General features: G+C 62.5%; 15 protein-coding genes and 3 tRNA genes. 5 read left to right on the top strand and 13 right to left on the bottom strand.

Annotation, left to right across the window (positions count from 1 at the left end; genetic code table 11):
- Positions 1-3: 3 nt before the first annotated feature.
- Together JAB8_RS02260 and JAB8_RS02255 are read right to left on the bottom strand one after the other, a co-directional pair.
- Positions 4-2,430, bottom strand: coding sequence for a membrane-bound PQQ-dependent dehydrogenase, glucose/quinate/shikimate family (locus JAB8_RS02260; RefSeq protein WP_083287534.1), 2,427 nt, complete (start codon positions 2,428-2,430; stop codon positions 4-6).
- 299 nt (positions 2,431-2,729) lie between these two features.
- The gene (locus tag JAB8_RS02255) at positions 2,730-3,776 is read right to left on the bottom strand and encodes an NAD(P)-dependent alcohol dehydrogenase (protein WP_070218675.1); all 1,047 of its coding nucleotides are present in this window, start codon (positions 3,774-3,776) and stop codon (positions 2,730-2,732) included.
- A 178-nt stretch (positions 3,777-3,954) separates the two neighbouring features.
- Between JAB8_RS02255 and JAB8_RS02250 the strand changes: the two genes are divergently transcribed.
- Positions 3,955-4,914 (top strand): AraC family transcriptional regulator, encoded by a 960-nt coding sequence (locus JAB8_RS02250; protein ID WP_070288240.1) that lies wholly within the window; start codon positions 3,955-3,957, stop codon positions 4,912-4,914.
- On the opposite strand, the gene JAB8_RS02245 is transcribed toward JAB8_RS02250, so the two are convergent.
- Positions 4,896-8,468 (bottom strand): hydantoinase B/oxoprolinase family protein, encoded by a 3,573-nt coding sequence (locus JAB8_RS02245; protein WP_070288236.1) that lies wholly within the window; start codon positions 8,466-8,468, stop codon positions 4,896-4,898. The genes JAB8_RS02250 and JAB8_RS02245 overlap by 19 nt on opposite strands.
- Before the next feature lie 130 nt (positions 8,469-8,598).
- Between JAB8_RS02245 and JAB8_RS02240 the strand changes: the two genes are divergently transcribed.
- Positions 8,599-10,152: an NAD(P)H-hydrate dehydratase gene (locus JAB8_RS02240; RefSeq protein ID WP_070288234.1), complete on the top strand. Its 1,554-nt coding sequence runs from the start codon at positions 8,599-8,601 to the stop codon at positions 10,150-10,152.
- A gap of 110 nt (positions 10,153-10,262) precedes the next feature.
- On the opposite strand, the gene JAB8_RS02235 is transcribed toward JAB8_RS02240, so the two are convergent.
- A complete protein-coding gene (locus JAB8_RS02235; protein WP_070288540.1) occupies positions 10,263-10,910 on the bottom strand; it encodes an ABC transporter ATP-binding protein in 648 nt (215 codons plus the stop codon).
- A gap of 112 nt (positions 10,911-11,022) precedes the next feature.
- On the opposite strand from JAB8_RS02235, the gene JAB8_RS02230 reads away from it, so the two are divergent.
- The gene (locus JAB8_RS02230; RefSeq protein WP_083287533.1) at positions 11,023-11,712 is read left to right on the top strand and encodes an arylesterase; all 690 of its coding nucleotides are present in this window, start codon (positions 11,023-11,025) and stop codon (positions 11,710-11,712) included.
- A 167-nt stretch (positions 11,713-11,879) separates the two neighbouring features.
- Here JAB8_RS02230 and JAB8_RS02225 read toward each other — a convergent pair whose 3' ends face one another.
- The 8 genes from JAB8_RS02225 to tig form a co-directional block, all read right to left on the bottom strand.
- Positions 11,880-13,802: a SurA N-terminal domain-containing protein gene (locus JAB8_RS02225; RefSeq protein ID WP_070288538.1), complete on the bottom strand. Its 1,923-nt coding sequence runs from the start codon at positions 13,800-13,802 to the stop codon at positions 11,880-11,882.
- Between the two features lie 410 nt (positions 13,803-14,212).
- Positions 14,213-14,289 (bottom strand) — tRNA-Asp (locus tag JAB8_RS02220).
- A 17-nt stretch (positions 14,290-14,306) separates the two neighbouring features.
- Positions 14,307-14,383, bottom strand: a tRNA-Asp gene (locus JAB8_RS02215).
- A gap of 125 nt (positions 14,384-14,508) precedes the next feature.
- Positions 14,509-14,781: an HU family DNA-binding protein gene (locus JAB8_RS02210; RefSeq protein ID WP_010398442.1), complete on the bottom strand. Its 273-nt coding sequence runs from the start codon at positions 14,779-14,781 to the stop codon at positions 14,509-14,511.
- Positions 14,782-14,985: 204 nt separating this feature from the next.
- Complete coding sequence (gene lon / locus JAB8_RS02205; protein WP_034751007.1) at positions 14,986-17,397, bottom strand: endopeptidase La; 2,412 nt, start codon at positions 17,395-17,397, stop codon at positions 14,986-14,988.
- 276 nt (positions 17,398-17,673) lie between these two features.
- Positions 17,674-18,942: an ATP-dependent Clp protease ATP-binding subunit ClpX gene (gene clpX / locus JAB8_RS02200; protein ID WP_010398446.1), complete on the bottom strand. Its 1,269-nt coding sequence runs from the start codon at positions 18,940-18,942 to the stop codon at positions 17,674-17,676.
- Between the two features lie 199 nt (positions 18,943-19,141).
- Positions 19,142-19,768 carry an ATP-dependent Clp endopeptidase proteolytic subunit ClpP gene (gene clpP, locus JAB8_RS02195; RefSeq protein ID WP_034787300.1) on the bottom strand — a complete coding sequence of 209 codons (627 nt, stop codon included), beginning with the start codon at positions 19,766-19,768 and terminating at the stop codon, positions 19,142-19,144.
- A 76-nt stretch (positions 19,769-19,844) separates the two neighbouring features.
- A complete protein-coding gene (gene tig, locus JAB8_RS02190) occupies positions 19,845-21,185 on the bottom strand; it encodes a trigger factor (RefSeq protein ID WP_070288537.1) in 1,341 nt (446 codons plus the stop codon).
- 600 nt (positions 21,186-21,785) lie between these two features.
- On the opposite strand from tig, the gene JAB8_RS02185 reads away from it, so the two are divergent.
- The gene (locus JAB8_RS02185; protein WP_070288232.1) at positions 21,786-21,968 is read left to right on the top strand and encodes a hypothetical protein; all 183 of its coding nucleotides are present in this window, start codon (positions 21,786-21,788) and stop codon (positions 21,966-21,968) included.
- On the top strand, positions 21,931-23,502 hold the full coding sequence (locus JAB8_RS02180; protein ID WP_139142905.1) for a hypothetical protein: 1,572 nt from the start codon (positions 21,931-21,933) through the stop codon (positions 23,500-23,502). The genes JAB8_RS02185 and JAB8_RS02180 overlap by 38 nt, the downstream gene beginning before the upstream one ends.
- A 60-nt stretch (positions 23,503-23,562) precedes the next feature.
- Here JAB8_RS02180 and JAB8_RS02175 read toward each other — a convergent pair.
- Positions 23,563-23,645 (bottom strand) — tRNA-Leu (locus JAB8_RS02175).
- Positions 23,646-23,830: the final 185 nt, after the last annotated feature.

The raw sequence follows: 23,830 nt of genomic DNA, 5'->3' as shown, positions 1-23,830 counted from the left end.
CTCTTACTGTGTCTTGGGAAGCGCGTATGCTATCACGTAATCCCCCCGGTCCGGACTCTGGCGGGCGCCGCCCGCGACCACCACGACGTACTGGCGGCCCGACGTGGGCGACACATACGTCATCGGCGTGCCTTGCGAACCGACGGGCATGCGCGCCTTCCACACTTCACGGCCGGTGGCGATATCCATGGCGCGCAAATAGTAATCCTGCGTGCCCGCATAAAACACCAGGCCGGACGCCGTGCTGACGCCGCCGCCCAGGGTCGGCATGCCCAGCGGGATGGGCAGGCTTGCGCGCACGCCGTGGATGACGGCATCGCGCACGGTGCCGGCCGGGCGCTCCCACACTTTCGTGCGCGTTTTCAGGTCGATGGCGGCAAACACGCCCCACGGCGGGCTTTGGCACGGTATGCCCAGCGGCGAATTGAAGGCCTTGTGGTCGATGACGAAGGGCGTGCCATCCATCGGATAGGTGCTGCCCACGCCGTGGCCCGACGTCAGCTTGGCCACGTCCACCGTCTCGCGCGGCACCAGCTTGACCACCTGCGGCATGCGGATATCGTTGACGAACATGTAGCCATTGCTCTCATCGACGGCAGCGCCGCCCCAGTTGAAGCCGCCGTAGTAGCCCGGGTAGATCAAGGTTTCCCTGGTACTTGGCGCCGTGAACTCGCCCTGGTAATTGAGCTTGCGGAAGCTGATGCGGCAAGCCAGCTGGTCGAAGAAGGTGGCGCCCCACATGTCGCGTTCCGTCAGCGTTTCCGCGCCGAGGGCAGGCATGCCGGTGGAGTATGGCTGCGTTTTCGACACCCAGTCGCCGGCCGCGTGCTCCTGCGGCACGGTCTTTTCCTCCACCTCCGCAATCGGCTTGCCCGTGCGGCGGTCCAGCATGAAGATCTGGCCCCGCTTGGTCAGCTGCACCAGCGCGGGTATTTTTCCACCCTTGCCGTCCGGGACGTCGTACAGGGCCGGCTGCGCGGCCACGTCGTAATCCCAGATATCGTGGTGGACGGTTTGATAGGTCCAGCGTTCGCGGCCCGTGGCCATGTCGAGGGCGACGATGGCCGACGAATACTTCTCTGTCAGCGGCGGACGCTTGCCGCCCCAGAAGTCCGGCTGCTCGTTCCCCGTCGGCAGGTAGACCAGGCCCAGCGCATCGTCGAACGCGGGCGCCGACCACATGTTCGGCGTGCTGCGCGTGTAGGTCTGCCCTTCCGGCGGCAGCTTCGTGATGGCTGGATTACCGAGGTCCCAGGCCCACACCAGCTCCCCCGTGTCGGCGCTGTAGGCGCGCACGACGCCCGACGGTTCATCGGTCGAGCGGCCGTCGAAGACCCAGCCGCCGAGGATGATCAGGTTGCGCGCCACGGTGGGTGCGGACGTATAGGCGTAGTACGGCACGTTCATCTTGACCTTGCCCAGGCCGACCGTCAGGTCGACGGAGCCCTTGTCGCCAAAACCCTCGCACTGCTTGCCCGTCTGCGCGTCGATCTCGATCAGGCGCGCATCCATGGTCACCTGCACGATACGCTTGGCGCACGCGCCCGTCGCCGGCGCGCTGGCCGCCTGCATGCCCTCGAACTGGAACGGCTTTGTCACTTTCGCCGGCTCGTAGTAGCCCACGCCGCGGCAGCGGTTCCACGTCTTCGTGTTGGCCGGCTTCGGATCGAAGGTCCAGCGTTCCTTGCCCGTGTCCGCGTCGAGCGCGATGACCTTGCTCGTCGGCGTGCACGTATAGATGGTGTCGCCGATCTGCAGCGGCGTGTTTTGCGATTCGGACGCCCCTTCGGCCAGCTCGCCCGAGCGGTAGGTCCACGCCACCTGCAGCTGGTCGACGTTGGCCTTGCCGATCTGCGTGTACGGCGCAAAGCGCGTGCCCGACGGTCCATAGCCGTAATGCGCCCAGTTGGCGCTGCCGTCATTGATGGCCGCCACCGCATCCTGCTGCGGCTGCGCCGTGGCCTCCGTCACGCCATGCGGCTTGAACATCGAGGCGAAACCGGCCGCCAGCACGACGGCAAACAGCGCCGCGAAACCGCGCGACTGGCCACTGTGTGAACGCCCGGCCAGCCACGGATGCAGCAAGGCAGCCACCAGGCCGATGACGAGGAACGGCACCAGGCGCGGCACCATGGGCCAGAAGGCAAAGCCGATTTCCCACACGGCCCAGATCAGTGTCGCGACGAGCAGCGCGGCGACGACGGCACTGGCCAGCGGTTTGCGGCGCAGATATAGCACGCCGGCGAGGATGAGGCCCAGGCCGGCCGGCAGGTAATACCAGGAACCGCCAAGGGTGATGAGTTCGATGCCGCCCGCCGCCAGGGCCAGGCCGGAGAATCCAAGAAAGATGCCGAAAACCGTCAGGGCAAGCCGCTTGCCCCTGAAGACCGCCGGGATCGCCGGCGCTCCTTTATTTACTGAAGTGTCCATTTTTTATCCATGACGCCTCCCCTGCCCAGGCAAGCACGCCGGGGATGGCTGGTTTTTTAAATCTACGTAGTGAAACTGTACTGTACGGTTTTATTTTATGCCGATTTTTGATGCAAGGAAAGAAAAATTGACATGGGTGCTTGATTTTGGGCGGGGATGGGGAGCTGGCGGGGTAGTCGGATTACGCGCGTACGCGCTAATCCGACCTACCGCACTAATCAGACGAACCGGACCGCTGGACAGGCGTAGGTTGGATTAGCGCAAAGCGCGTAATCCAACAAACACAGGCGCGCCGGGTGTTACAGGGATGCCATGTCGATGACGAAACGATACCTGACGTCGCTCTTGACCACGCGCTCAAACGCCTCATTGATATCCTGGATGCGGATGATCTCGATGTCGGACACGATATTGTGCTTGCCGCAGAAATCCAGCATTTCCTGGGTTTCCTTGATCGAACCGATCATGGAGCCGGACAGGCTGCGGCGCGCGCCCACCAGGCCGAAGGCGTTCACGGGCGGCACGGCGCCATCCGGGATGCCGACGATGACCATGTTGCCATCGACTTTCAGCAAGTTGATGTACTGGTTCCAGTCGATGGCCGCGCCCACCGTGCAAATGATCAGATCGAAGGTGCCGGCCAGCTTGCTGAACGTTTCCGCGTCGTTGGTGGCGTAGTAATGGTCGGCGCCCAGGCGCAGGCCGTCTTCGCGCTTCGACAGGGTCTGGCTCAGCACCGTCACTTCGGCGCCCATGGCGTGGGCGATCTTGACGCCCATGTGGCCCAGGCCACCCATGCCCAGGATGGCGACCTGCTTGCCGGGGCCGGCCTTCCAGTGGTTCAGCGGCGAATACAGCGTGATGCCGGCGCACAGCAGCGGCGCGGCCGCGTCCAGCGGCAGGTTGTCGGGAATCGACAGCACATAACCTTCCTTGACGACGATGCTGTCCGAGTAGCCGCCCTGCGTGGCCGTCTTGCCGTCCGCTTCCAGGCCGTTGTAGGTCTGGATCAGGCCTGGCATGTACTGCTCCAGATCCACGTTGCGCGTTTTGCAGGTGGTGCAGGAATCGACGAAGCAGCCCACGCCCACGTGGTCGCCCACCTTGAACTTGCTCACATTGGCGCCGACGGCCGTGACGACGCCCGCGATTTCATGGCCGGGCACCATGGGGAAGGCGGCACCGCCCCATTCGTCGCGCGCCTGGTGGATGTCGGAATGGCACACGCCGCAGTATTTGATCGAGATTGCCACGTCGTCTTCGCGCGGGGCGCGGCGCTCGAACGTGAACGGTTGCAGTGCGGAAGTCGGGCCCAGTGCGGCGTAGCCTTTGGCGATGGTGGTCATGAAAACTCCTGTATCTGTAATGTGTGGCGAGGGGTGACGCGTGCCGTGCATGCGATTGCACAAGTGTGCCCGAGATGCCCGTCCGCCGTTACCGCGATCCTGCAAGACCTTTGCACGATCCTCCAAATCTGCGTAAGATCATCCCCTGCCCTCCCTCGCCTCACGCATACTGACCTCCATGTCCACGCCACTTACTCCGCAAGATGAAATCGCCGCCCTGATCATCCGCCACGCGCCGCGCACGGGCGACTTCACGACGGCCATCGGCAACCTGACCTTCCACCGCCAGTCGTCCGTCACGGAATCGCTGTTCCATGCGGCGCGCCCCAGCGTGGCCATCATCGCGCAGGGCGCGAAGGACGTCACCCTGGGCAGCGAAACCTTCCACTACAGCCGCATGCAGTATCTGCTGACGTCCGTCGACTTGCCGGTGCAGGTGCGCGTGGTGGAGGCGAGCGTGGAGCAGCCACACCTGTGCGTGGTGCTGGGCATCGACATCGCCGACGTGGCCGCGCTGCTCGACAGCGAAAGCGCCAGCGGCGCAGCCGGCGCGGCGCAGCAGAAAATCCTGCCCGCCACGCGCGGCATTTCCGTCAGCGACGTGTCGGCCGAACTGCTCGACGCCATGCTGCGCCTCGTGCGCCTGCTCGACAAGCCGGAGGAAATCGCCACCTTGGCGCCCTTGATCCGCCGCGAGCTGACCTACCGCCTGCTCAATGGTCCCGTCGGCGCGCGCCTGCGCCACATGGCGCTGGCCAGCAGCCAGTCGCACCAGGTGGCGCAAGCCATCGACTGGATCAAGCACCACTACGCGCAGCCGCTGCGCATCGAGCACCTGGCCGGCATGGCGAACATGAGCATGTCGTCGCTGCACCACCACTTCAAGGCGATTACGGCCATGACGCCGATGCAGTACCAGAAGCTGCTGCGCCTGCAGGAAGCGCGGCGCCTCATGCTGGTCGAGCAGATCGACGCGGGCACGGCCGGCTACCGCGTCGGCTACGCCAGCGAGTCGCAGTTCAGCCGCGAATACAGCCGCCAGTTCGGCCGCGCACCCATGCGCGACGTGGGTCAGGTGCGCGCGCAGCTGAGCGGAGCCAGTGCCAGCGCTGACCTGGCCTATTCCGTCTTGCCGTAACCGCCGCCGCCCGGCGTCTCGATCACGAACACGTCGCCAGGAAGCATGGCGGTCTTGCCGATATGCGCGAGCTTCTCCACCATGCCGTCCGCGCGCTCGACGTAGTTGCTCCCCAGCGCGCCTGGCGCGCCGCCGTCCATGCCGAACGGCGGAATAATGCGGTTGTTCGACAAAATCGCCGCCGTCATCGGTTCCAGAAAGCGCACCCGGCGCACGCCGCCATTGCCGCCGTGCCAGCGCCCCGCGCCGCCGGAACCGGCGCGGATGCCGTAGCTGTCGAGGCGCACGGGGAAGCGCCACTCGAGGATTTCCGGGTCCGTCAGGCGCGAATTGGTCATGTTCGTCTGCACCACGTCCGTGCCGTCGAAACCGGGACCGGCGCCCGAGCCGCCCGATATCGTCTCGTAATACTGATATTGCTCGCTGCCGAACGTGAAATTGTTCATCGTGCCTTGCGAGGCGGCCATCGCCCCCAGCGCGCCGTACAGGGCGTTGGTGATGCAGGTCGAGGTTTCCACGTTGCCCGAGACGACGGAGGCCGGGTACTGCGGATTGAGCATAGAGCCGGTCGGGATAACAACGGTCAAAGGCTTCAGGCAGCCCGCATTCAGGGGAATCTCGTCGTCGACGAGGGTACGGAACACGTACAGCACGGCCGCCATGCAGACGGCGGACGGCGCATTGAAATTGTTCGGCAGCTGGACGGACGTCCCCGTGAAGTCGATGACGGCGCTGCGCTGCGCCACGTCCACCTTGATCGCCACCTCGATGCGCGCGCCGTTATCCAGGTCCAGCGCGTATGCGCCATCCTTCAGGGTGCCGATCACGCGCCGCACGGCTTCCTCGGCGTTGTCCTGCACGTGGCCCATGTAGGCTTGCACGACAGGCAAGCCGAAATGCGCGACCATGTTATGCAGTTCGTCGGCCCCCTTCTGGTTGGCCGCCACCTGGGCGCGCAGATCCGCCAGGTTTTGCCGGGGATTGCGGGCGGGCCAGCTGGCGCCCGCCAGCAGGGCCAGTGTTTCCGCTTCGCGCAGCAAACCGGTGGCGCCGTCGACCAGCTTGAAATTGTCGATCAGGACGCCCTCTTCCTCGATGCGCGTGGAATCGGGCGGCATGGAGCCGGGCGTGGTGCCGCCGATATCGGCATGGTGGCCGCGCGAACCCACGTAGAACAGGATGGCCGCGCCGTTTTCATCGAAGACGGGCGAGATCACCGTCACGTCGGGCAGATGCGTGCCGCCGTGATACGGGTCGTTCAGCATGAAGACGTCGCCGGGCCGCATGGCGCCCGCATTGCGCGTCATGACGGTGCGAATGCTCTCGCCCATGGAACCGAGGTGCACGGGCATGTGCGGCGCGTTGGCGATCAGGTGGCCCTGGGCGTCGAAGATGGCGCAGCTGAAATCGAGCCGCTCCTTGATGTTGACGGAATGGGCCGTGTTCTGCAGGCGCAGTCCCATCTGCTCGGCGATCGACATGAACAGATTATTGAAAATTTCCAGCATCACGGGGTCGGCATTGGTCCCGATGGCGACACGTTCCGGCACGGCGACGACTCTGCGCAAGATCAAATGGCCGTGCGCCGTCACGTCCGCGCGCCAGCCAGGTTCGATGACGGTGGTGGCGTTGGCGTCGCTGACGATGGCCGGGCCGTCGATAGTATCGCCGGGACGCAGGCTGTCCGCCCCATACAGGCCGCTGTCGCGCCAGGCGCCGGCGCAGTACATGGCCACCGTCTGCACGGGCGCCAGAGCGCCTTCACGGGGCGCATACGCGGGCGCGGCCGCTTCCGGCGCATCAGACGCGCCGATGGCTTCCACGGAAATGGCTTCGACAATCAGGGCGCGCGCCGGCATCAAAAAGGAAAAGCGTTTTTTGTATGCAGTTTCGAATTGCGCCTGCATGCCGGCGGCCGTATCGAACAGCACGACGAGGGCCGTATCCGTGCCTTCGTAGCGCAGGTGCACGCGATGCACGAGCGCGATGCGCTCCCCCGCCACGCCCTGGCGCAGCAAGTCGCCCCGCGCCAGGACGCCCAGGACCGCGAAATCGCTTGCCAAGTCCTTGCCCAAGGCCGCCTCGACGGCCCGTTCGCGCATCGCGCTCTGGTCGGCCAGGCCCATGCCGTAGGCCGACATCACGCCCGCCAGGCTGTGGATGAAGACCGTGCGCATGCCCAGCGCGTCGGCCACGAGGCAGGCATGCTGGCCGCCCGCGCCGCCAAAGCTGGTGAGCGTATAGTCGGTGACGTCGTGACCGCGCTGCACCGAAATCTGCTTGATGGCGTTGGCCATATTGCCCACGGCGATGGCAATATAACCTTCGGCCACCTGTTCCGGCGTCGAGTCCACCGTGCGCGCCAGCGCTTCAAACTGGGCGCGCACCGTGGCCGCATCCAGCGCTTCATCGGCGTCGGGGCCGAAGACGCGGGGGAAGAAGGCGGGCTGCAGCTTGCCCAGCATGACGTTGCAGTCGGTGACGGCCAGCGGGCCGCCGCGCCGGTAGCTGGCGGGGCCGGGATTGGCGCCCGCGCTGTCCGGCCCCACCTTGTAGCGGGCGCCGTCGAAATGCAGGATGGAGCCGCCGCCCGCCGCCACCGTGTGGATGCTCATCATGGGGGCGCGCATGCGCACGCCGGCGATCTGCGTCTCGAACACGCGCTCGAACTCGCCCGCGTAATGCGACACGTCCGTCGAGGTGCCGCCCATGTCGAAGCCGATGACTTTATCGAAGCCGGCCAGCGCGCTGGCGCGCACCATGCCGACGATGCCGCCGGCGGGGCCGGACAAAATGCTGTCCTTGCCCTGGAAGGCACGCGCATCCGTCAAGCCACCGTTCGACTGCATGAATTGCAGGTGCACGCCGGGCAGCTCCATCGCCAGCTGGTCGACGTAGCGGCGCAGGATCGGCGACAGGTAGGCGTCGACGACCGTGGTGTCGCCGCGCGCCACCAGCTTCATCATGGGGCTGACCTCGTGCGACACGGACACCTGCGTAAAGCCCGTTTCGCGCGCCAGCTGCGCCAGCCGCGCCTCGTGCGCGTGGTAGCGGTAGCCGTGCATCAGCACGATGGCGATGGCGCGCACGCCGCGCGCATGCGCGTGTGCCAGCGCGGCGCGGGCAGCCGCCTCGTCGAGCGGCGCGACCACTTCACCATGGGCGCCCAGGCGTTCATCGATCTCGATCACGTCGCCGTACAGCAGTTCCGGCAGGATGATCTGGCGCGCGAACAGCTGCGGACGGTTCTGGTAGGCGATGCGCAGCGCGTCGCGAAAGCCGCGCGTGATGGCCAGCACGGTGGGCTCGCCCTTGCGTTCGAGCAGCGCATTGGTGGCCACCGTCGTGCCCATCTTGATGGCGCCCACCTGTTCGACGGGCAAGGGCGCGCCGGGCGCAAGATCCATCAGCTGGCGCATGCCGGCCAGCGCCGCATCGCGGTACTGGCCCGGGTTCTCCGACAGCAGTTTATGCGTGGCCAGGCTGCCGTCAGGACGGCGCGCCACGATGTCCGTAAAGGTGCCGCCCCGGTCGATCCAGAATTGCCAGTCCATCGCCCTGCCCCCGCGCTTATGTGAGATGGCTATTGTAGCCGCCAAACAGGGGCGCGTTTCAGGCGTGCGCGCCTTGCCTTTCGCCCGCTTCGGCCTTATGTTGAAGACATGCTGACTAACGGAACACCCCATGACCCTGATCGACTCTGCCGGTAACACCCTCGCGCTGTACTCCATCGCCGAACTACGCGCCATCGAACAAGCGGCCCTGCGCGACCTGCCGCAAGGGCTGCTGATGCAGCGCGCGGGCCAGGCCGCCGCCAGCGCCGCCCTGAAGCTGCTGCACGCCCAGGAGGATGGCGACGAGACGGGCCACCGGCGCGTGCTGGTGCTGGCCGGCCCCGGCGACAACGGCGGCGATGCGCTGGAAGCGGCCGCGCACCTGGCCGCCAGCGGCCTCGAAGTGCTCGTCTGGCTGGCGCCCGAAGCACCGGCCACGTCGCCCGAACGCGAACAGGCCCTGAGCCGCGCCCGCAACAGCGCCGTGCGCTTCATGGATGCGGCAACGTCCATGGCCTCGGCCGCCGTGGGCGCCGCGCCGTGGCACCTGGTCATCGATGGCCTGTTCGGCATCGGCGCGTCGCGCCCCCTGGAAGGCGAATGCCGCGACATGGCGCAGCTGGTCAACAATCTCGATTGCCCCGTGCTGGCGCTCGACGTGCCCAGCGGCCTGCATGCGGACACGGGCGCCGTCGACGGCGTCGCCATCCGCGCCACGCACACGCTCACCTTCATCGGCGACAAGCCGGGCCTGCACACGGCGAATGGCCGCGACTACGCGGGCGAAGTGGAAGTGGCGGCGCTGGCCATCGATCCGTCCCTGCTGCCGGAAGCCAGGGCCCAGCTGGGCGGCCTGCACCTGTTCGCGCGCCAGTTGCAGCCGCGCCGGCAAAATACGCACAAGGGCAGCTACGGCAGCGTGGCCGTCATCGGCGGCGCGCAAGGCATGGCCGGCGCGCCCATCCTGGCGGCCCGTACGGCCCTGCATGCGGGCGCGGGAAGAGTCTACATCGCCTTTCCCGATGTACCGCCCGCCTTCGACAGCGGCCAGCCGGAACTGATGTGCCGCCGCGCGCAGGACGTGGATTTCTCGGGCCTGCACTTTGCCGCGCTGGTGGCGGGTCCGGGCCTGGGCGACGACGCCGATACGGTGGAACTGCTGCAGCGTGCCATTGACAGCGACAGCCCGCTGCTGCTGGACGCGGACGCGCTGAACCTGATGGCGGCCGAGCCGGAGCTGCAATCGGCGCTGGCCGTGCGCACGGGCGCGGGCGCGACGATATTGACGCCGCATCCGCTGGAAGCGGCCCGGCTGCTGGACATGACAGTAGCCGAGGTGCAGGCCGACCGCCTGGGCGCGGCGCGCCAGCTGGCGGCGCAGCTGGGCGTGATCGTCGTATTGAAAGGGTCGGGCACGGTGATCGCCGCGCCCGATGGCCAGGTGGTCGTCAACAACACGGGCGGCCCCGCCCTGGCGACGGCCGGCACGGGCGACGTGCTGTCCGGCCTGTGCGGCAGCCTGCTGGCCCAGGGCTGGCCGGAATGGGAAGCGGCGCTCGGCGCCGTCTGGCTGCACGGCGCGGCGGCCGATGCGCTGGTGGCGGCAGGCAGCGGCCCGATCGGCTTGACGGCGGGGGAATTGATCCCGGCGATACGCAGCTTGATCAATGCCTTGTCGGCATAGGCATGCGGTGTGGTGGCGTTGGATTACGCTGCGCTAATCCAACCTACGGCCCGGAAGTCGGGTAGGTCGGATTAGCGCGCAGCGCGTAATCCGACAATCACCACCAGCAATCACACCAACCTGCCCGCCGCAATCGTGATGGTGCGGCCGCAACGGGCCGCAATTGAACTGTCGTGCGTGACGAGCACCAGGGTCGAACCCCGTTCGCGGTTCAGCTCGAACATCAGCTGGATCACGGCCTCGCCCGTGGCGGCGTCCAGGCTGCCCGTCGGTTCATCGGCAAACAGCAGCGGCGGCTCCGTCACGAACGCGCGGGCCAGGGCCACGCGCTGTTGCTCGCCGCCGGACAGGTATTTCGGATAGTGTTTCAGGCGGCTACCCAGGTTGACTCTGCCCAGCATGGCTTGCGCCTTTTCCTTCGCATCGGCGTCGCCCCGCAATTCCAGCGGCAGCATGACGTTTTCCAGCGCCGTCAGGTGGGCCAGCAGCTGGAAGGACTGGAACACGAAACCGAGCTTTTCCTTGCGGAAACCGGCGCGGCCGTCTTCATCGAGGGCGAAGATATCGGTGCCGTCAAGCACCACCTTGCCGTCGCTGGGCGTGTCCAGTCCCGCCAGCAAGCCGAGCAACGTCGACTTGCCGGAACCGGAGGCGCCGACGATGGCCAGCGTCTCCGCCGTTTGCACGGTAAAATCGACTTGATGCAGGATGGTCAGCTCACCATCGGCATCGGGTACGCGCTTGGCCAGCTGGACCACTTCGATGGCCGGCCGGGCATTTTGGCTGTTTTGACTGTTGAGTGCGGCGGGCCGCTGGGCCGCCGCGTCGGACGGAAGAAAACTGGTGGAAGTCGCTTTAGGGAATTCGGGCATGCTGATCTATCTTAAAAAATTTCGTGAACAAATAAGTGTCAAGGGCGGCAACCGCCTGCGGCGGCGCACGCTGTCCCTGCTTCCTGCGGCAGCCCTGCTGCTGGTGTCAGGCATGACGAACGCCTATTCTGCACCAAAAACGCTGCTGGTGCTCGGCGATAGTCTCTCGGCCGAGTATGGGCTGGCACGCGGTACTGGCTGGGTGGCGCTGCTGGAACAGCGGCTGCAAGCGCAAAAGAACGACACGCGCATCGTCAACGCCAGCATCAGCGGCGAGACCACCAGCGGCGGCCGCGCGCGCCTGCCCGGCCTGCTGGCCAAGCACCAGCCCGACGTCGTGCTGATCGAACTGGGCGCCAACGACGGCTTGCGCGGCTTGCCCGTGGCGGCCGCCGAAGCGAACCTGCGCGCCATGGGCGACGCCGTGAAAAAGACGGGGGCGCAGGTGGTGCTGGTGGGCATGCGCATGCCGCCCAACTATGGCCGCGCCTACGGTGAACAATTTTATGGCGTGTACGGCAAGCTGGCCAAGGAATGGAAGGCGCCGCTCGTGCCCTTCATGTTCGAGGGCATCGCCGACCAGCCGCAGCTGTTCCAGGCCGACCGCATGCACCCGAATGCGCAGGCGCACCCGACCATTTTGAAAAATATCTGGCCGCGGCTGGCGCCGTTGCTGGGGGCGAAGTAAACCGGTTCATAAGTTCACTCAATTTTCACCCCGAAAACCGAACTGCCGGGGTCGGACCCTGAGGGTCCGACCCCAGTCTTACGCCTGTGGGTTAAATAAAGTTCCCGACTCGCAGACAAAAAAATAGCCGCTCGAAAGCGGCTATTTTTATGCGTGAAAACTAAATCTTACGGCGCTGGCGCTGGGGCCGCTGGTGCGGTGACCGGTTTGACGATCTTCACCTTGGCCTTGGCTTTCAGGTATTCGACGTAGTCGAACATTTCCTGTTGCGCCAGGATGCCGCTGATCTGGTCTTTCTCTTGCTGGCGGCGCGCCGCGTCCACTTGCGCCGGCTGCTGCACCTTGGCGATGCGGTAGATGCCGTAACCCAGGGCTGGCAAGTCCACGCCCACGTACGCTGGCAGCTTGCTCGTGTCCGCCTTCATGACTTGCGCGATGGCGGCGCGGTTGATACCGTCCAGCTTGCTGCGCGACACCCATTGCGCCGCGCCGAAACCGCTCGCATCACCCGAGGCTTTCAAGGCGGCGAGCTTGGTCTCGCCCGCTTTCCTGGCCAGCTTTTCCGCTTCTTCCATGGTCACGCGCTGACGGATCATCGCTTCGACTTCGGCCAGCGGACGCTTCGAGGCGGGCTTGAATTCTACCACGCGGCCGGCGATCAGCACGTTCGGCGCGACGGTGACGGCTTCCGTGTTGCGCTTGTCTTTCAGCGAGTCGTTCGAGAAGATGGCGGTGAGGAACTTGGCGTTGTTGAACGGCGCCTTGCCCAGTGCCGGCGACGGCGTGCGCGACAGGTTGGCGGCGGTTTCCACTTTCAGCTTCAGCTTGTCGGCCACCGGTTTCAGGCTGTCCGATTGGTCATACACAGTCTCGGTAAAGACGGTAGCCATTTCCGAATACTTCTTGGCGGCAAATTGCTTGCGCAGGTCGGCCGTGATTTCGCCGCGTACTTCATCGAGCGCACGCACGTGCTGCGGCTTGAGCGAGGTGATCGTCAGGATGTGGTAGCCGAAATCGGAAGCGACGACATCGCTGATTTCGCCTTGCTTGAGTTTCGCGACAGCGCTCAGCAGCGGTGCCGGCAAGCCATCCTTGCCGATCACGCCCAGATCGCCGCCCTGTTCGGCGGATGCCGGATCTTCCGACTTGGCTTTCGCCACGGCGGCGAAGCTGGCAGGCGCCTTGCGTACTTCCGCCAGGATCGCTTCGGCCTTGGCCTTGGCGGCGGCCTTGTCGGCGGCCGATGCGTCTTTCTTGACGGCGACCAGGATGTGGCTGGCCTGACGCGCTTCTGGCGTCGTGTAGGCTTTCTGGTTCTTCGCGTAGTAGGCAGTCACGTCAGCGTCGCTGACGTCGACTTGCTCGCCCGCCGCGCTGTCGTCCAGCACGACGTATTCGATCTTGGCTTGTTCCGGGATTTCGAAGAACTTGCTGTTCTTGTCATAGAAGGCCTTGATCATGGCGTCCGTCACTTTGACTTCCGGCACGTACTGGGCGATCGGCAACAGCAGTTCCTGCACTTCACGCTCTTCCGAGGTGATGTCGGACAGGCGCTTGGACACGGTGTTCGGGGCGAAGGCCGTGCCTTGCACGGCGCCGACTAGTTGCTGCAGGGCCAGGTCGCTGCGGCGGCGCGCATCGTATTGCTGTGGGGACATGCCTTGGGCGGCCAGCATGGCCTTGTAGCGTTCCAGGTCGAATTTACCGTCCGGCAAGGTCAAGCCTGGAATTTCCAGCACTTCCTTTTGCAGCACGGCATCGCTGATGACCAGGCGGCTACGGCCCACTTCGGCGGCCACGGCACGCTCGGCGATCAGGTTGTCGAGGATGCTCTTGCGGGCTTCCGGCGTGTCAAACATTTTCTGGTCGAACTGCTCGCCCATCATCTGGCGGTAGCGGTCGATCTGCTGGCGTTGCGCTTCTTCATATTGCTGCTGCGTAACGACCTGGTCGCCGACCTTGGCGATGGTGTTCGCGCCATCGCCGAAGCTTTGGTAGCCGCTGATACCGACCAGTGCAAAAGACGGGACGATGACCAGCATCAGAAGAAACTGCATCAAGCGTCGATGGGTACGAATAAATTCAAACATGGTCAGCCAATTCGGGATGAGTGGATCACTATAAAAAAAGGCGAACATGCGTTCGCCTTGATTTCTTCGGCGGAATGGACGGGACAGATGTCCACTTCCCCTTTAGATTCAACAACTTGGCGCTGGAACTAAAGCAGGATTCTGACGCCCAAGCCATTATCTCCTGATTCTACAATGCCCATAGCGCTATAGCAAGGGTAAATCAGGGCGCGCGCCCTGCCCTGGCGCCGCCTGAACGGCAAGGCGCCAGGGCAGGCATTAAACCGGGCGCAGCTTAAAGCGGATTTAAATCGAGGTGCGTTTTATTCAAAACGGCAGGAAGGGATTCTAAAAGACGTCGCACCGAGATAATCTGGCGCTGAAAAAGAAAAACCCGCGCTACTTATTCAGCAGCGCGGGCTTCTATATTCTGGCGGAGCGGACGGGACTCGAACCCGCGACCCCCGACGTGACAGGCCGGTATTCTAACCAACTGAACTACCACTCCTTAAGAGCGTATTTTTTTGGCGGAGCGGACGGGACTCGAACCCGCGACCTCCGACGTGACAGGCCGGCATTCTAACCAACTGAACTACCACTCCGAAAAATACACAGTACTGCTTGCATTTGCATTCAAGGCTGCAATTCGCAGAACGTCAACCTTGAAATCGCGGCACCCGAAGGCGCCGCCAAATGTTTCCGGTGATTGTCACCTCACCGAAGTCCGTTAGTTTACAGCATCCTTCAAAGCTTTACCAGCTTTAAATTTTGGAACTTTTGCTGCTTCGATCGTGATCGCTTCTTTGGTACGCGGATTGCGGCCGGTACGTTCAGCGCGTTCGCTGACCGAGAAAGTGCCAAAACCAACCAGCGTTACGCTGTCGTTGTTTTTCAAAGTTTCCGTCACGCCGCCGATAACAGCGTCGAGTGCGCGCGCAGCGGCGGCTTTGGAAATGTCAGCTTTTTCAGCAATGTGGTCGATCAATTCAGTCTTGTTCACTAGCATCCCCAATTACAAAGGTATAAAACGTTTACCGTATCGTTGCGGCACTTTTGGCACCACAGCTGTCCGGCGAAAAAAATGTGCAGGCGTATTAAACAAGCCACACTGTATATGTGTCAAGCGCTTTGGGGGCGCAATTCACGTTTCAATATAAAACAAGCGCTCTAAAAGCGCTTGTTTGGGGAAAACAGGGGTAAAACGTTAGTGTTTTACTACCTCGCCGGCCGCGTCAGGCTTGGCCGCGGCGGCCGTGACAGCCTCCACCGCAGCGACGTCCGCCAACGCTTCAGGCATGCGTTCGAGGGCGATTTCCAGCACTTTGTCGATCCAGCGCACGGGTACGATCTCCAGCTTGTTCTTGACGTTGTCCGGAATGTCGGCCAGGTCTTTCACATTCTGCTCTGGAATCAGGACCGTCTTGATGCCGCCGCGATGGGCCGCCAGCAGCTTTTCTTTCAGGCCGCCGATCGGCAACACTTCGCCGCGCAAGGTGATCTCGCCCGTCATCGCCACGTCGGCGCGCACGGGAATGCCCGTGAAGACCGACACCATCGCCACCGTCATGGCCGCGCCAGCCGAAGGACCATCCTTCGGTGTCGCGCCTTCCGGCACGTGGATGTGGATGTCGCTCTTTTCGAACACGTCCGCCTTGATGCCCAGGCGCTGTGCCCGGCTGCGCACCACCGTACGGGCTGCCTCGATCGACTCTTTCATGACGTCGCCCAGGGTACCCGTGCGGATGATGCCGCCCTTGCCCGGCATCGACACGGCTTCGATGGTCAGCAGATCGCCGCCCACTTCCGTCCATGCCAGACCGACCACCTGGCCCACCTGGTTTTCTTTCTCTGCGACACCGAAATCATAGCGGCGCACGCCGAGGAACTTGTCCAGGTTCTTCGAGTTGACGATGACTTTCTTGTCGGATTTCTTCAGCAGCAGCATCTTGACCACCTTGCGGCAGATCTTCGACACTTCACGCTCGAGCGAACGCACACCGGCTTCCCGCGTGTAGTAGCGGATGATGTCGCGCAAGGCCGACTCGGCCACCGAGATTTCCTCTTCCTTCAAGCCATTGTTCTTGATCTGCTTCGGCAGCAGGTAACGCTGCGCGATGCTGGTCTTTTCATCTTCCGTGTAACCGGACAGACGGATCACTTCCATGCGGTCAAGCAAGGCTGGCGGAATGTTGTACGAGTTCGACGTGGCCACGAACATCACGTCGGAGAGGTCGAAATCGACTTCGATGTAATGGTCGGAGAACGTGTGGTTCTGTTCCGGGTCTAACACTTCCAGCAGGGCCGACGAAGGATCGCCACGGAAATCGGCGCCCATCTTGTCGACTTCATCGAGCAGGAACAAAGGATTGCGCACGCCGACTTTCGACAGCGATTGCAGGATCTTGCCCGGCATCGAGCCGATGTAGGTGCGGCGATGGCCACGGATCTCGGCTTCGTCGCGCACGCCGCCCAGGGCCATGCGCACGAACTTGCGGTTCGTCGCGCGGGCGATGGACTGGCCCAGCGAGGTCTTGCCCACGCCCGGAGGACCGACGAAGCACAGGATAGGCGCTTTGAGCTTGTCGACGCGCTGTTGCACCGCGAGGTACTCCAGGATGCGTTCCTTGACCTTGTCGAGGCCGTAGTGGTCGCCTTCGAGCACTTTTTCCGCATTCGACAAGTCGTTATTGACCTTGGATTTCTTTTTCCAAGGCAAGTTGACGAGGGTGTCGATGTAGTTGCGCACAACGGTGGCTTCGGCCGACATCGGCGACATCAGCTTGAGCTTTTTCAACTCGTTGGTAGCCTTGTCGAGCGCTTCCTTCGGCATCTTGGCCGAAGCGACTTTTTTCTCCAGCTCGTCGAGGTCGGCGCCATCTTCGCCCTCGCCCAGCTCTTTCTGGATCGCCTTGACTTGCTCGTTCAGGTAGTACTCGCGCTGCGACTTTTCCATCTGGCGCTTGACTCTGCCGCGGATGCGTTTTTCCACCTGCAGGATGTCGAGCTCGCCTTCGAGCTGGCCCAGCAGGTGCTCGAGGCGCTTGGCCACGCTGAAAATTTCCAGGATGACTTGTTTTTGCTCCAGTTTCAGGGGCAGATGCGCGGCCACCGTGTCGGCCAGACGGCCGGCATCGTCGATGCCCGACAAGGATGCCAGGATTTCCGGCGGGATCTTTTTGTTCAGTTTGACGTACTGGTCGAACTGCTGCACGATCGCGCGGCGCATGGCTTCGACTTCCGACTCGTCGCCCGGCTCGGACTCGAGCGGCGTCAGGTCGGCGATGAAGTGCGTCGGCGCATCGCTGATGTGGTTGATACGGGCACGCTGCGCGCCTTCGACCAGCACCTTGACGGTGCCATCGGGCAGCTTCAGCATTTGCAGAATATTGGCAACACAGCCAATTTCATAGATATCCGAAGGAGACGGCTCGTCCTTCGCGGCTGCTTTTTGAGCGGCAAGCATGATGCTCTTGCCCTGCTCCATCGCAGCTTCCAGCGCCTTGATCGACTTTGGACGGCCAACGAACAGCGGTATCACCATATGCGGGAAAACGACGACATCCCGCAACGGCAATAACGGCAGTTGAGTTTGCTCAGTTAATTTGGAAGTTGTCATGGCGTACCTTATAGAAAGCGTGTTTACGATGTTGGCGCTCGCTGCCAAAACACAAGACCGGCGAGAATAAATAATTCTGTGAAACAAACATTTTTCTGTCTATTTCGCAAAACACACCCGCATGACGGTAATAAATGCAGTTTTCACAGTAAAAAAGCCACGCGCAGCTAAGCGCCGCGAGTGGCTTTCCGATTGAAGCCTGCACTCATTGATTTAAATTGTACTGCCATGCATTAAGGAATCAAAATCCTTTTTATGCATTTGTCTCGGCAGTAATCAATTTTCTCCGGAGGCCTTGGCAGTCTCTTGATAAATCAACAAAGGTTTGGCGCCACTGGTGATGGTATTTTCGTCGATGACGACCTTCACCACATTTTGTTCGCTCGGCAGTTCGTACATGACGTCCAGCAAAGCATGTTCCAGGATGGAACGCAGGCCACGGGCGCCGGTCTTGCGCGCCAGCGCCTTCTTGGCGATCGCATGCAGGGCGGCCGGACGAATCTCCAGTTCCGCGCCTTCCATCTCGAGCAGCTTCGAATACTGCTTGATCAGCGCATTCTTCGGCTCGACGAGGATCTGGATCAGCGCCTCTTCCGTCAATTCCGCCAGGGTGGCGATGACGGGCAGACGGCCCACCAGTTCCGGGATCAGGCCGAACTTGACCAGATCTTCCGGCTCCGCTTGCAACATCAGTTCGCTGGCCGAGCTTTGCGACTTGCTGCGCACCGTGGCCGAGAAGCCGATGCCGCTCTTTTCGGAACGGTTGGCGATCACTTTCGACAGGCCGTCAAAGGCGCCGCCGCAGATGAACATGATGTTGGTCGTGTCGATCTGCACGAAATCCTGGTTCGGATGCTTGCGGCCGCCTTGTGGCGGCACGGAAGCCATCGTGCCTTCGATGAGTTTCAACAAGGCTTGCTGCACGCCCTCGCCCGACACGTCGCGCGTGATGGACGGATTGTCGGACTTGCGCGAAATCTTGTCGATTTCATCGATGTAGACGATGCCGCGCTGGGCTTTCTCGACGTCATAGTTGCAGCTTTGCAGCAGCTTCTGGATGATGTTTTCCACGTCCTCGCCCACGTAACCGGCTTCGGTCAGCGTGGTGGCGTCGGCGATCACGAACGGCACGTTGAGCATGCGCGCCAGGGTCTGTGCCAGCAGGGTCTTGCCCGAGCCGGTAGGACCGACCAGCAAGATGTTGCTCTTGGCCAGTTCGATGTCGTCTTTCTTGCCCAGGTGCTTGAGGCGCTTGTAATGGTTGTACACCGCCACCGACAGGATGCGCTTGGCAGTCTGCTGGCCGATCACGTACTGATCGAGCAAGGCGGCAATTTCTTGCGGCGTCGGCAGGTCGGATTTGGTACCGGTCACCGTCTCGATGCTCGACGTTTCATCACGGATGATGTCGTTGCACAGGTCGATGCACTCGTCGCAAATGAACACGGACGGGCCGGCGATGAGTTTCTTCACCTCGTGCTGGCTTTTGCCGCAGAACGAGCAATACAGTAATTTTTCGCCGCTAGAGGATTTTTTGTCTGACATAAGGCATTTTGGTTGGAACTGCATTAACAATATTGCAAAATCGCAAGCCGGAGTGCGGTAGTTGCCGGAAAGGCAGCTACCCATGGCGCAAGTCAACAACGTGCACAAGCTCCATGCTACCCGAAATAAAAGCGAAACGCCCGAACGTTTGATCGCCCGGGCGTTTACTTACTTGCTTAGCAATACCGGTAGGGGCTCATCAAGCGCGGCTGGTCAACACTTTGTCGATCAAACCATACTCAACGGCCTCGTCGGCGGACATGAAACGGTCGCGGTCGGTGTCCTTGGCGATCTGTTCGATCGTCTGGCCCGTGCGCTCGGCCATGATGCCGTTCAAGCGGGTGCGCAGGTAAAGGATTTCCTTCGCCTGGATCTCGATGTCGGACGCCATGCCTTGCGAACCACCGGACGGCTGGTGAATCATGATGCGCGAGTTCGGCAGCGAGAAACGCTTGCCCTTGGCGCCAGCGGCGAGCAGGAAAGCGCCCATCGAAGCAGCCATGCCCGTGCACAGGGTCGAGACGTCCGGCTTGATGAACTGCATGGTGTCGTAGATGGCCATGCCGGCCGAGACCGAACCACCTGGCGAGTTGATGTAGAGCGAGATTTCCTTTTCCGGATTTTCGCTTTCCAGGAACAGCAGCTGGGCGACAACCAGGTTGGCCATCTGGTCATTGACCGGGCCGACCATGAAAATCAAGCGTTCCTTCAGCAGGCGCGAGTAAATATCATACGAGCGCTCGCCGCGACCGCTTTGTTCCACCACCATCGGCACCAGGCCGAGCATCTCTGTGTCCAGCGCCGGATTACGGTTCATACCTGTCATTTCATTTCCTTGTGAAGCAGTTAGAGGGCGCCGCCCCGGCCTGACGGCCGGGAGCGGCATCCGGATACCAACTGGTTTACGCTTGTGCGTTGCTTCCCATCAGTTCGTCGAAAGCAACTGCTTTCGTCGTGACTTTCGACAGGCCCAACACGTAAGTGACGACGTTTTCTTCCAATACAAGGGCTTCGATCTCACCCAGACGACGACGGTCGCTGTAGTAGTACTTCAGCACTTCGCGCGGGTCTTCGTAGCTTTGGGCGAAATCTTCGATCTGCGCCTTGACTTGCTCAGGCGTTGCCTGCAGGTTGTTGTCGCCCACCAGTTGCGACAGGATCAGGCCCAGGCGTACGCGACGCTCGGCTTTTTCCGCGAACAGTTCTGCTGGGAAAGGCACGTCCTTGACGTTCATGCCGCGCTGCGCCATGTCCTGGCGGGTCATTTCGGCCAGACGCTCGGAATCCTGAGCGATCAGGGTTTTTGGCACTTCCAGCTCAGCAACTTTGATCAGCGCGTCCATGACGGCTTCCTTGTTGCGTGCTTTCACGCGGCCAGCGACTTCGCGCTGCAGGTTGACTTTGATGTCTTCGCGCATTTTGGCCAGGTCGCCGTCGGCAACGCCCAGCGATTTGGCGAATTCGGCATCGACTTCCGGCAGGTGCGCCCATTCCAGCTTTTGCAGGGTGATGGTGAACGAAGCGGTTTTGCCGGCAACGTCTTTACCGTGGTAGTCCTCTGGGAACGACAACGGGAAAGTCTTCGACTCGCCCACTTTCAGGCCCAGGGTCGCTGCTTCGAATTCCGGCAGCATGCGGCCTTCGCCCAGCACGAAAGCGTAGCCTTCAGCTTTGCCGCCTGGGAATTCAACGCCGTCGATCGAGCCGACGAAGTCGACGGTCACGCGGTCGCCGCTGGCAGCGATAGCCTCACCGCCGTCGCCGTGTTCGCCAGCTTCGCCCTTGGTGTGGAAGTGCACGCGCTGCTTGCGCAGGATGTCGATGGTCTTGTCGATTTCGGCTTCCGACACGTCGGCTTGCACGGTTTCGATTTCAACGGCCGTCAGGTCGCCGATGGCGACTTCCGGATACACTTCGAACGTGGCGTCGAAAGCCAGCTGGCCTTCGGCTGCTTCTTCTTTCGGCACGATGTTCGGAAAACCGGCCACGCGCAGATTGTTTTCGTTGGCGGCGTCGTTGAACGCGCGGCCGACTTTGTCATTCAGCACTTCGGATTCAATTTGGTAGCCGTATTGTGCTGCGACCATTTTCAACGGCACTTTGCCCGGACGGAAGCCCGGTGCCTTAGCCGTACGGGCTTGCACTTTCAGGCGCTTCTCAACTTCCGTGCGGACGTCCGTCAGCGGGAAGGAGATCGTGATACGACGTTCGAGTTTGCCCAAGGTTTCGACTGCAGTTGCCATGTAAAAAATCGTCCAAAAAATAAACACTGTTGGTGCGAGAAAAGAAGACCCGACCCCTTGCACCATCACTGGCGGCAAGACATGGGTCCAGCTTCACTCGCTCGCATATTCATCTGTAAAAGCACTGAAAACAGGACGATGGACCTGGTCTACCCGGCGGAGGGAAAAACCCGCACCAGGCACCAAACAATCCGCCGCTTCCAGTACTGCGACAGGGCTCCGAGCGTCCAACCCTGCTTCTCAGTAAATGCAGGGCCGGCTATCATTCGGTAAAGCGTGGCATTATAACAAAGGACTTCGGGAAAGTGGCTGGCTTTGCAGCCGCGCCACAGAGGATACCGGCGGCAGCGAACGAATCGCTACAGCCTCGGTGGCCCTGTCTTTACTCTTGCCCCGGCATTCTTTATTTCGCCAGAGACAGGCTTTCCAGCCTGCTTCGTTCATTAGTATATGCGAACTGGCGCCCCGTCCGAAACAAAGAAATGCGCTCCTGGCGAAGATTTCGGCCAAAAAACCTTTGATTTACCTCAATTTGGCCATTTTTCAGGCAAACCTAAGCCGCGCATCCCCTCTCCAAGTGAATTTAAAGGAGAAAACATCATGAGCGATAGCACACCCGGCAGTTCCAGCAACGCCAAAGCCAAGCTGCAAATGGTCCTCAGCCGCCTGCTCGACGGCGTCACGGACGACGATCTGCAAAAAATCCAGACGGAAGTCGATGAAATGGAATTGCGCATGAAGGGCGATGGCCACCACGACCACGACCACCCTACCGTCGCCTGACCCGGCAGTGGCTGCGCCTACCCTGCGAGCCGCTCCACCGGATGCGGACGTGCTGACCGCCGTGGAAACGGCACTGGTGACCCACCGTGCCTTTGGCGACAGCGGCTACATCCGCGACCAGCTGGCCGTCGCCTACCGGCGGCGCTTGCACAAGCTGGGCGGCACCCTGCCCGAGGCCGAACGGCTGGCCGGCGCGCTCGATACGGCGTCGCCCGCGCGCCAACGCCAGTTGCTGGGCGACACGGTGCTGCGCTGCGCCGTCCAGCACGCCATGCGCCAGCTGCACTTGGGTGACGAGTACGGACTGCCCCTGCCGCAATGCGCGGCGCTGTTCCAGGCGGCCAGCGAGCACCTGGACGCAGGCCTGCCCGGCGGCCCGCTGGTAGCCCATCTGCCGCCCATGGCACGCTTGCACGAGGGGCGCACCATGGAAGACGCGGACACCGGATGTGACACCTGCATATGGCATGCCTGGCAGGAAGGCACGCCATATGCGCGCGCCTTTCTTGCCGTGATGGAAGATAACTACGGCGCGCCGCTGGCCACCCCTACGCCGCAGGAACGGGCGCTGCTGCGCCGCGGGCTAGGCTTGCTGGAAACCCTGCTGCCCCGCCTGACGGCCAGCGCGCTTTCTCATGTCCAGTTGATCGCCCTGTTTCCCAAGCTGGGCACGTGGCGCGGCAAGGCGTCCAGCTCGCAATTTCGCGTCAATGGCAGCGTGTTCCTGAACCAGGAGCTGATCGGCAACCCGTGGTGGCTGGCCGAACACTTGCTGCACGAGTCGCTGCACCAGAAACTGTACGACTTCCGCCACGGCCACAGCCTGCTGGCGCCCGACTATGCGCGCGACGACGGCGCCAAGGTCTGCTCGCTGTGGAACGCGCCCGATGATGACGGCAATCACTACTGGGATGCCCACCGCACCCTGGCCGCCTTCCACGTGTACGTCCACCTGGCCTTGCTGTGCCTGCTGGCCGAGCGGCAGGAAGCGGCGCTGGCGCCCCGGTACGGCCCCATCGGCCAGCACATGAGCGGCAGCCGGCGCGCCATCGACCGCGCCCGCTACCTGGGCGAACAATTGCACAGCACCACCTGGCCGGAACTGGGATTGGCCGGGCGCCAGATGACGCGCTGGCTGCTGGACGTGCTCGACGCACTCGATACGCAACGGCGGCCCAGCGGCGCCACCTTGCACCTGCTGCTCGACCTGTACGAACGCCAGAGCCGCAAGCTCGATACTTTCCTCGCGCGGCAGCCGCCGCCCCGCAGCGACACGCTGGCCGCCCAGGCGCAGCAAGAGGTGGCGATGACGCGCGAGGCGCTGTATCTGCTGGATCAGGAAGCACCGCAGTCAACCCATGTGCAGGAGTACAACTGGCCGCAGGCACGGCAGCGCGTCTTGCAGGCACTTTGGCCGCTGACTGAAGATGATAAATTAATGGAAAGACGCGGCTACCCGCAGGCGCAGGCACTGATTGCGCAGATGGTGCAACAGTCGAGCCGGCAACTGGGCGCACTCGGCGCACTGGGCTGATGAAATTAGTTCAGGGAAAATTTTGATGGTGCTGCACTTCCGGGCTGGAACAACCCGGATTGGTGCGGATGGGGAGACTCGAACTCCCAAGCCGAAGCACTGGCTTCTAAGACCAGCGTGTCTACCAATTCCACCACATCCGCATCTTTTGTACGCAGCTTGTACATACCACTTTGCTGCCGCCCCTGATTTTAACAACTCGGGAGCGATCTGGCTACCTTGGACTTGCAGGACAAGCTTGCGGTAAAGCAAAGGCGGCATTCTACTGGATTTCCCAGAGGGATGCCGCCTTTTTTTTGCTGCGCCTCAGAGCGCGCCGCCGGCCAGT

It is taken from the genome of Janthinobacterium sp. HH106, from assembly GCF_001758725.1.
Taxonomy (GTDB): domain Bacteria; phylum Pseudomonadota; class Gammaproteobacteria; order Burkholderiales; family Burkholderiaceae_D; genus Janthinobacterium.
The sequence above is the reverse complement of the archived record's forward strand: the minus strand, read 5'-3'. Positions and strand labels throughout refer to the sequence as shown.